We start from the raw sequence: 6728 nt of genomic DNA, 5'->3' as shown, positions 1-6728 counted from the left end.
GTACTGCAGGGGGGACCCTGTGGGAGAGTAGGACGCCGCCGAACAATCTTTCAGAGAAAGCCCCCTGACGGGATGTCAGGGGGCTTTCTCGCGTTCCCGGAGCATTACGGCCGCCCGAAGCGGGCCGGCAAGGGGGACACTCCGTGGTTCCGCCCGCGCCGGGGTGCGGGGGAGGGCTAGGCTCGCCTTCTCGTCGGTTCGGTGGAAAGGACGTTGGCGTGCTTCTCGGTCTTCGGACGGTCATTCATCCCGCGCAGGACCTCGGGGCGGCGAAGGCGTGGTGGAGTTCGGCGCTCGGGATCGAGCCCTACTTCGACGAGCCGTTCTACGTGGGGTTCAACGTGGGGGGCTACGAGTTGGGGCTCGATCCGAACGCGGACCCGGCGGTCGGGCCGGTGGCGTACTGGGGGGTGCGGGACGTCGACGCGGCGGTGGAGCGGTTCGCGGCGGCGGGGGCCGTGGTGCGGGAGGGAGTGCAGGAGGTGGGCGGGGGGATCCGGGTCGGGACGGTGGTGGAGCCGTCGGGGGCGGTGGTCGGGTTGATCGAGAATCCGCATTTCGTGCTGTCGGACGGTGGAGGCGGCGGGGGTGAGGGTCCGGGCCGTTGAGGGGAGGGGCTGTGCAGGCCCCGGAGTTGTTCGAGGTGCCGTCGCGGGTACTGCGGGCGGCACCACGGGTGGGGGCGTCAGACGTCGCCGGCTGACGTCGCGTGGTGGTCGTTGGCGACCAGGACGCGGGCCAGGCGGGCGGCGGCGGTGGTGACGGTGGGCCAGGCCGGGGAGCCGAGGTGTTCGGCGGGGCCGGCGTCGGGCGGAAGGGTGGTGGCCAGGGCGCGCAGGGCGGTGCCGAGGTCGGCGGTGAGGGCGGCTTCTTCGCCGGTGCGCAGGGTGTGGCCGAGCCAGGGGAGGGGGTCGTCGGCGTCGCAGGCTTCGGTGAAGAGGGTGGTGAGCAGTGGTGCGGGGTCGAAGGCGTCGTCCTGGAGGCCGGGGGCGGCCAGGGTGAGGACCGCGGTCACCAGTTGGTGGCGCAGCGCGGGGAGGGTGGGGCCGCGGTCGGTCACCGGGGGAGCGTACCGGCCGGGGGTGTGAGGGTCAGGCATAGGGGGCGAGTTGGGGGTCGAGGGGGGCGTCGGCCAGGCGGTTGGCGAAGGTGGAGAGGGTGTAGGTGCCGATGCCGAGGACGACTTCGAGGGCGTTGCGCGGGGTGAAGCCGTGGGCGAGGAAGGCGGCGAGTTCGGGTTCGGGGACGGCGCCGGTGTGGTCGAGGACGGAGTGGACGAAGCTTCGGACCGCTTCCAACCGGGCTTCGGGCAGGGGCTGTTGGGTGCGCAGGGCGGTGATCAGTTCGGGGGCGGCGGCCAGTCGGGTGAGGGCGGCGGTGTGCATGACCACACAGACGTGGCAGCCGTTGCGGGTGGCGAGGGTGAGGATGACGGTCTCGCGGACCACCGGTTCGAGTTCGGTGGAGTCGAAGAGGGCGGTCAACTTGATGAAACCGTCGAGTAGTTGAGGGGCGTGGGCGAGGCGGGCGGCGGCGGAGGGCAGGTAGCCGAGGTGGCGGGTGACCTGTTCGAGCTGACGGCGGGTGGCCGGCGGGGCGGTCTCGGGGGTGAGGTCGGGGAAGTGGGCGCCGGTGGTCGGGGTGGTGGAGGTGGTGGGGGTGCTCGGGGCGTGGGTGGTCATGGCGGGGCCTTTCACGGATGGGAGGCGCGCCGGGGAGCGGGTTCCGGTCGCGCGCCCTAGAATGGACAACGTGGTTGACCAAAACGTAAACCAGGTTGTCGATTCGCGCAACGGGGAACCGGCCCTTCCGGGTCGTGACGGCTTCGAGTTGCCGCTCCTGCTGTTCGCTGGATTCCGCACGATCATCGACGAGTTGCACGCCGAGCTGGCCCGCGACGGGCACCCGGACGCGCGGCCCGCGCACGGCTTCGCGCTGCAGGCGATCGGGGTCGGCGGAGCCACCGCCAGCGAACTCGGCCGCCGACTGGGGGTGTCGAAGCAGGCCGCCGGGAAGACCGTCGACCGGCTGGAGGCACTCGGTTACGCGGAGCGGGCGGACGATCCGCGGGACGCGCGGCGGAAGGTGGTCCGGCTGACCCCGGGCGGGCTGGACATGCTGGCCAAGTCGGCGGCCGGGTTCGACCGGATCAGGGCCCGGTGGGCGGCCGCGCTCGGCGAGCAGCGCCTGCGCGAACTGGAGGACGGCATCGCGGAGTTGGTCGGCCCGTCCGGGTTCCGGCTGGACGCGGCGGGGTGGTTCGCAGGCTAGCGCTCTGACCGGCCACGCCCGGCACCCCGACGTGCTCGCCGCTCGGCGCCGCGAGAAGGGCATCCGGTGGGGTGGGCGCCCCCGCTCCTCCACGGCCTGAGGAACCCGGCGGACCTCGTCCGGTCACGGGATCAGCCGGCGTAGGGGTTGCCGCCGAGCCACGTGGTGCCGTCGATCAGTTCGCGTGCCGCGTCCAAGTGCCCGCTGTGACAAGCGACTTCGGTGAGCACGTGGACCAGGACGCGCCGCACGTCAGGCAGCCGCCAGGTCGGCCAGAACTCCACGGGCCAGGCCGCCGGCTCCTGGTCGAGCGCGGTGGCCGCGAGCACGGCGTCCGAGGCCGTGATGGCTGCCCGGTAATCGGCGAAGACCTGCTCGGCGCTCATCCCCTCGGGCACGTACCAGTGCGCCTCCGCGCCCGCAGCGAGCTGTCCGGCCACTTCTGGATCGCCCGCGATCACCCCGAGGAACCAGAAGCGTTCGACGTCCACGGTGAGGTGGCGCAGCAACGCCAGACAGCTCCAGCCACTGGGCAGGACCGGCCGCCGCAGATCGTCCTCCGAGAGCCCTTCGAGAACTCCGATGACGTGACTGCGCTGATGGTCGAGGGCGCTCTTGAGGGCGTCGAGTTCGGCGTTCACCGCACGGTGCACAGATCACCGAGGCGTTCCGGGGCCCCGCCGGCCAGCTCTCCCGGCTCTCCCGGTGCACCTGTCGCACTCGTCATACCGCGTCTCCGGTCTCCCTGCGGGTCACCTGCGGCCTGGACGCTACACCGGGGCTACGACAACACCCGGCCGAGCACCCCCACCAGCAGGCCCGGGGCGGGTCGGGTACGGCTGTCCTGTGGCGGTCGGGGGCGATTCTGCTGGCCGGCGGGCAGCACTCCGGTGCTCAGGGGACTGATCGGCTCGGATTTCATCGACGACGGCATCGGGGCGGGGGCTACTTGCCGTTCTTGTCGGGGTCGGCGGCGAAGGTGATCACGCCGAGGTAGCCGTCGCCGTCCTCGGTGATCTTCAGCAGCATGGACGGCTGGTAGATGGTGTCGCCGTCGTTGAAGGTGTCGCGGCCGCTGTGCGAGCTGTACGGGGCCTTGGCGAACACCGCGCTGTTCAGCGACTCGTCCATCATCAGCTGGGTGGTGAGGGTGCGTTGGTTGCCGGTGTGCACCATCGCGTGGACGTGGACGGTGCGGCCCGAGTACCAGCCCGGCCAGACCGTGGTGAACTCGACGATGCCGTCCTGGTTGGTGACCTGGGCGCCGCGCAGGTAGCGCTTGTCGTCCTGCGGGGTCAGGTCGGCCATGCCGTCGTTCGCACCGCCGCCCCCGCCGCCGATGTCCGGCCCGCCGGAGGGCGGGGCGCCTGTCGGGGCGCCCAAGGGCGGGGCGCCGGTCGGGGCGCCCGAGGGCGGGGTGCCGCCGCCGGGGCCGCCACCGCCGCCGGTGGAGAGCTGTTCGGCGCCCGAGTACGTGCCGGCCGCGTCGCAGTGCCAGATCTCCACCACCGCGCTCGGGAGCGCCTGGCAGGTCTCGCTGTCCTGCACCCGGATCGCCAGGCGCAGCCGGACGCCCTCGCGGTCCTCGCGGATGTCGCTGCGGATCTTGTCGGCGTCGAAGTAGTAGGGGCCCTGGGTGGTCTGCGCGGTCAGGGCGCAGGTGTTGGCGTCCGCGAACAGGCCGGTCAGGTCCTCGGTGGTCGACGCCTGCGGGGAGATCGAGGCGTCGGCTCCCGTGGTGGTCCTCGCGGAGGTGCTGCCCCCGCCGGAGCTCGAACAGGCGGCCAGCAGCGCGCCGAGGCCGATGCTGCTGATGCCCGCCAGCGCGCGCCGGCGGCTGACCCGCCGGCCCTCGTCGTGGTCGTGCGCGGGTTCGTGCGCGTGCGCCTGTCCGGTGTGCTCCGCTGCCATGGTTGTCCCGTCCCTCATCCGGTCCCTCTGCCGTCCCGTGCAGCGTAGGAACGGCAGATGAGGGCGGGCTTGGGACGGGATGAGAGAAGCGCTCGGGCAGGAGGGGGAGGGAGGGGACGGGGAAGGGGACGGGAGGGTCAGCGGGCGGCGCGGCGTTCGGCTTCCGCCTCGTCCTCGGCCTCGGCCTGTTCCAGGGTCGGCGCGGTGCCGCCGAGGTGGGCGGGCAGCCACCAGGAGTCGTCGGGGCCGGTCGGCTTCGCGGGGTAGTCGCGCTGGGCGCGGTCCAGCATCTCGGTCATCGCGGCCCGCAGCCGGCGGGTCACCATCACCGGCTTGTCGGTCGGGGCCAGGTGGATCGGTTCGCCGATCATGATGGTCACCGGGACGTGGCGCTTGGTCAGCGTCTTCGGGCGGCCCTTGGTCCACAGCTGCTGGGTGCCCCACAGGACCACCGGCAGCAGCGGGGTGCCGGAGTCGGCGGCCATCCGGGCCGCGCCGGTCTTGAACTTCTTGAGCGTGAACGAGCGGCTGATCGTGGCCTCCGGGAACACCCCGACCACCTCGCCCTCGCGCAGCGCCTTCACCGCCGCCTCGTACGCGGGCTGGCCGTCGGTGCGGTCCACCGGGATGTGCTTCATGCCGCGCATCAGCGGGCCGGAGACCCGGTGCCGGAACACGTCGTCCTTGGCCATGAAGCGGGTCTTGCGGCGGGCCACCCGGTACGCGCCGAAGCCCGCGAAGATGAAGTCGAGGTAGCTGATGTGGTTGCTGACCAGGACGGCGCCGCCGGTGGCGGGGACGTGCTCGGCGCCGACGATGGAGATCCGCAGGTCCAGCGCCTTGAAGGCGGCCAGCGCGGTGCGGATCACCGGCGGGTACACGAACTCAGCCACGGTCAGCCCTACTTCCCACGGGCCATGCGCCCGGTCCGGTGGAACCCGGGGCGTGGAGGTCGGCCGCGTGGGGGCGCGGCACGCCGCGGCGGCCACGGGTGTTTCCCCCCGATGATCCCCCGAACGGGCGCGGTCTGTCACGCGGGCCCCGGTGGGGCCCGGTGACCGGGCTCTCAGGCGCGCTTGAGGAGGAGGTAGAACTCGCAGCCGAGGCAGTAGTCGAAGGCGGCGTTGAGGAAGGCGGCGGCCAGGGCGAGGCCGGCGGCGGCGAGGGTGAGCCAGGGGAGGCCGGCCAGGGCGCCGAGGGTGGCGAGGAGGGTGAAGGCGAGGCCGACGGCCTGGGCGAAGCGCGGGGGGCGGGCGTCCTCGAGTTCGGCGGGCGGCGGGAGGTGCGGGCGGACCAGGACGCGGTACAGCCAGCCGTAGGGGGCGTACCGGAGGCCGGCGAGCGCGCCGGCGGCGAAGATCAGGGCCTGCAGGGCGAGCAGCAGGCCGCTGCCGGTGATCAGGGCGGCGGCGAGGACGAGGGAGGTGAGGATCGCGCCGAAACGGGGGCCACGGGGGTCTATCTGGGCGGGCTGCGCGGGCTGCACGGGTTGCACGGAGGCACTCCGGAGGGGGAGGGGGCGGTCGGCTGACGGGGCGTCGGGGGACGGGCGGTCAGCGACAGCGGGTGGTGCAGGCCCGGCACAGGTCGATCACCCGGCGGCTGGTCAGCCGGGGGTTCGACGACGGGGTGCGGGCGTTCACCCGGCCATGCTAGCGGGGCGCGCCTTCCGGGCCCAGGTGCGGGTTTGTCACACTGGGCGGATGACCGGACTGATCGTGTGCCTGGTGGTGCTGGCGGCGGCCGGCGCGTTCGGGTTGGTGCGCAGGGCGCGGGACGGGAGGCTGCGGGTGCGGGGCGAGGCGGACGGCGGGGTGCGGCTGACCGGCGCGGAGCTGGGGGAGCCGCTGGGCGAGCGGGCGACGCTGGTGCAGTTCTCGACCTCGTTCTGCCAGCCGTGCCGGGCGACCCGGCGGACGCTGGCCGAGGTGGCCGGGATGGTCGAGGGCGTCGCGCACGTGGAGGTGGACGCCGAGTCGCGGCTGGAGCTGGTGCGGCGGCTGGAGATCCTGCGGACGCCGACCGTGCTGGTGCTGGACGCGTCCGGGCGGGTGGTGCGGCGGGCGGCCGGGCAGCCGCGGAAGGCGGACGTGATCGCGGCGCTGGGCGAGGCCGTGTAGCCGGAGGCGGCGGGGCCGGGGCGGCCGGTCCCCCGTGCTGATCGGGGGCCGGGCGCGGTGCCGGGCGGACAGCGGGCCGCGGGCTGGGGCAGGATGGGGCCCAGGCGGCGGCAGGGTGTCCGTCGGGGATCCCCGGCAGCGTAAGCTACTGGCGAGTAGTGACCGACTGGGCTACTCGTGAGTATGCTGCCGGGAGCTCCGGAGGGGCACCCGCGTACGCCGCTCGGGCCGCGGGCCCCGCGCGCGGGTCGGGCAGTGCCCGGCGCGCACGGACGCAGGTGCCGCAGCCGCCGGATCGGACCAGTAACAGGAGAGCAGGCCGTGAGCTTGAGGATCGTTGTCTGTGTGAAGTACGTGCCCGACGCGACCGGTGACCGTCGCTTCGCGGACGATGCCACCACCGACCGGGAGGGCGTGGACGGCCTC

9 protein-coding genes and 2 pseudogenes are annotated in these 6728 nt (G+C 73.4%); 5 read left to right on the top strand and 6 right to left on the bottom strand.

Annotated elements, in window-relative coordinates; all coding sequences use genetic code 11:
* Positions 1-218 precede the first annotated feature (218 nt).
* Positions 219-608 (top strand): VOC family protein, encoded by a 390-nt coding sequence (locus tag ACZ3J7_RS40705; RefSeq protein WP_465628443.1) that lies wholly within the window; start codon positions 219-221, stop codon positions 606-608.
* Positions 609-685: 77 nt separating this feature from the next.
* Here the strand turns inward: ACZ3J7_RS40705 and ACZ3J7_RS40700 are convergent, their stop codons facing one another.
* Both ACZ3J7_RS40700 and ACZ3J7_RS40695 read right to left on the bottom strand, forming a co-directional pair.
* Complete coding sequence (locus ACZ3J7_RS40700; protein ID WP_465628441.1) at positions 686-1060, bottom strand: SCO4402 family protein; 375 nt, start codon at positions 1058-1060, stop codon at positions 686-688.
* A 31-nt stretch (positions 1061-1091) separates the two neighbouring features.
* Positions 1092-1682 (bottom strand): carboxymuconolactone decarboxylase family protein, encoded by a 591-nt coding sequence (locus ACZ3J7_RS40695; protein ID WP_465628439.1) that lies wholly within the window; start codon positions 1680-1682, stop codon positions 1092-1094.
* Between the two features lie 61 nt (positions 1683-1743).
* Between ACZ3J7_RS40695 and ACZ3J7_RS40690 the strand changes: the two genes are divergently transcribed.
* Both ACZ3J7_RS40690 and ACZ3J7_RS40685 read left to right on the top strand, forming a co-directional pair.
* Positions 1744-2271, top strand: a complete 528-nt coding sequence (locus ACZ3J7_RS40690) for a MarR family winged helix-turn-helix transcriptional regulator (protein ID WP_465628438.1) — start codon at positions 1744-1746, stop codon at positions 2269-2271.
* Between the two features lie 13 nt (positions 2272-2284).
* Positions 2285-2371 (top strand): annotated as a pseudogene (locus tag ACZ3J7_RS40685) (integrase); the annotation flags it as partial.
* 31 nt (positions 2372-2402) lie between these two features.
* On the opposite strand, the gene ACZ3J7_RS40680 reads toward ACZ3J7_RS40685, so the two are convergent.
* From ACZ3J7_RS40680 to ACZ3J7_RS40665, 4 genes are all read right to left on the bottom strand, one after another.
* On the bottom strand, positions 2403-2912 hold the full coding sequence (locus tag ACZ3J7_RS40680; protein WP_465628436.1) for a DinB family protein: 510 nt from the start codon (positions 2910-2912) through the stop codon (positions 2403-2405).
* A gap of 304 nt (positions 2913-3216) precedes the next feature.
* Positions 3217-4182: a peptidase associated/transthyretin-like domain-containing protein gene (locus ACZ3J7_RS40675; RefSeq protein ID WP_465628434.1), complete on the bottom strand. Its 966-nt coding sequence runs from the start codon at positions 4180-4182 to the stop codon at positions 3217-3219.
* 137 nt (positions 4183-4319) lie between these two features.
* On the bottom strand, positions 4320-5075 hold the full coding sequence (locus tag ACZ3J7_RS40670; protein ID WP_465628432.1) for a lysophospholipid acyltransferase family protein: 756 nt from the start codon (positions 5073-5075) through the stop codon (positions 4320-4322).
* 173 nt (positions 5076-5248) lie between these two features.
* A complete protein-coding gene (locus ACZ3J7_RS40665) occupies positions 5249-5668 on the bottom strand; it encodes a DUF4395 domain-containing protein (protein ID WP_465628445.1) in 420 nt (139 codons plus the stop codon).
* 217 nt (positions 5669-5885) lie between these two features.
* On the opposite strand from ACZ3J7_RS40665, the gene ACZ3J7_RS40660 reads away from it, so the two are divergent.
* Both ACZ3J7_RS40660 and ACZ3J7_RS40655 read left to right on the top strand, forming a co-directional pair.
* On the top strand, positions 5886-6302 hold the full coding sequence (locus ACZ3J7_RS40660; protein ID WP_465628430.1) for a TlpA family protein disulfide reductase: 417 nt from the start codon (positions 5886-5888) through the stop codon (positions 6300-6302).
* Positions 6303-6623: 321 nt separating this feature from the next.
* Positions 6624-6728: pseudogene (locus ACZ3J7_RS40655) on the top strand (electron transfer flavoprotein subunit beta); the annotation flags it as partial.

It is taken from the genome of Kitasatospora sp. NPDC015121, from assembly GCF_055562955.1.
This window is presented reverse-complemented; position numbering and strand designations above follow the sequence as displayed.

Excerpts from the sequence above, each read along its gene's own strand:
- ACZ3J7_RS40690 (WP_465628438.1), top strand. The coding sequence starts at position 1,744 with ATGGACAACGTGGTTGACCAAAACGTAAACCAGGTTGTCGATTCGCGC.
- ACZ3J7_RS40660 (WP_465628430.1), top strand. The coding sequence starts at position 5,886 with ATGACCGGACTGATCGTGTGCCTGGTGGTGCTGGCGGCGGCCGGCGCG.
- ACZ3J7_RS40695 (WP_465628439.1), bottom strand. The coding sequence starts at position 1,682 with ATGACCACCCACGCCCCGAGCACCCCCACCACCTCCACCACCCCGACC.
- ACZ3J7_RS40675 (WP_465628434.1), bottom strand. The coding sequence starts at position 4,182 with ATGGCAGCGGAGCACACCGGACAGGCGCACGCGCACGAACCCGCGCAC.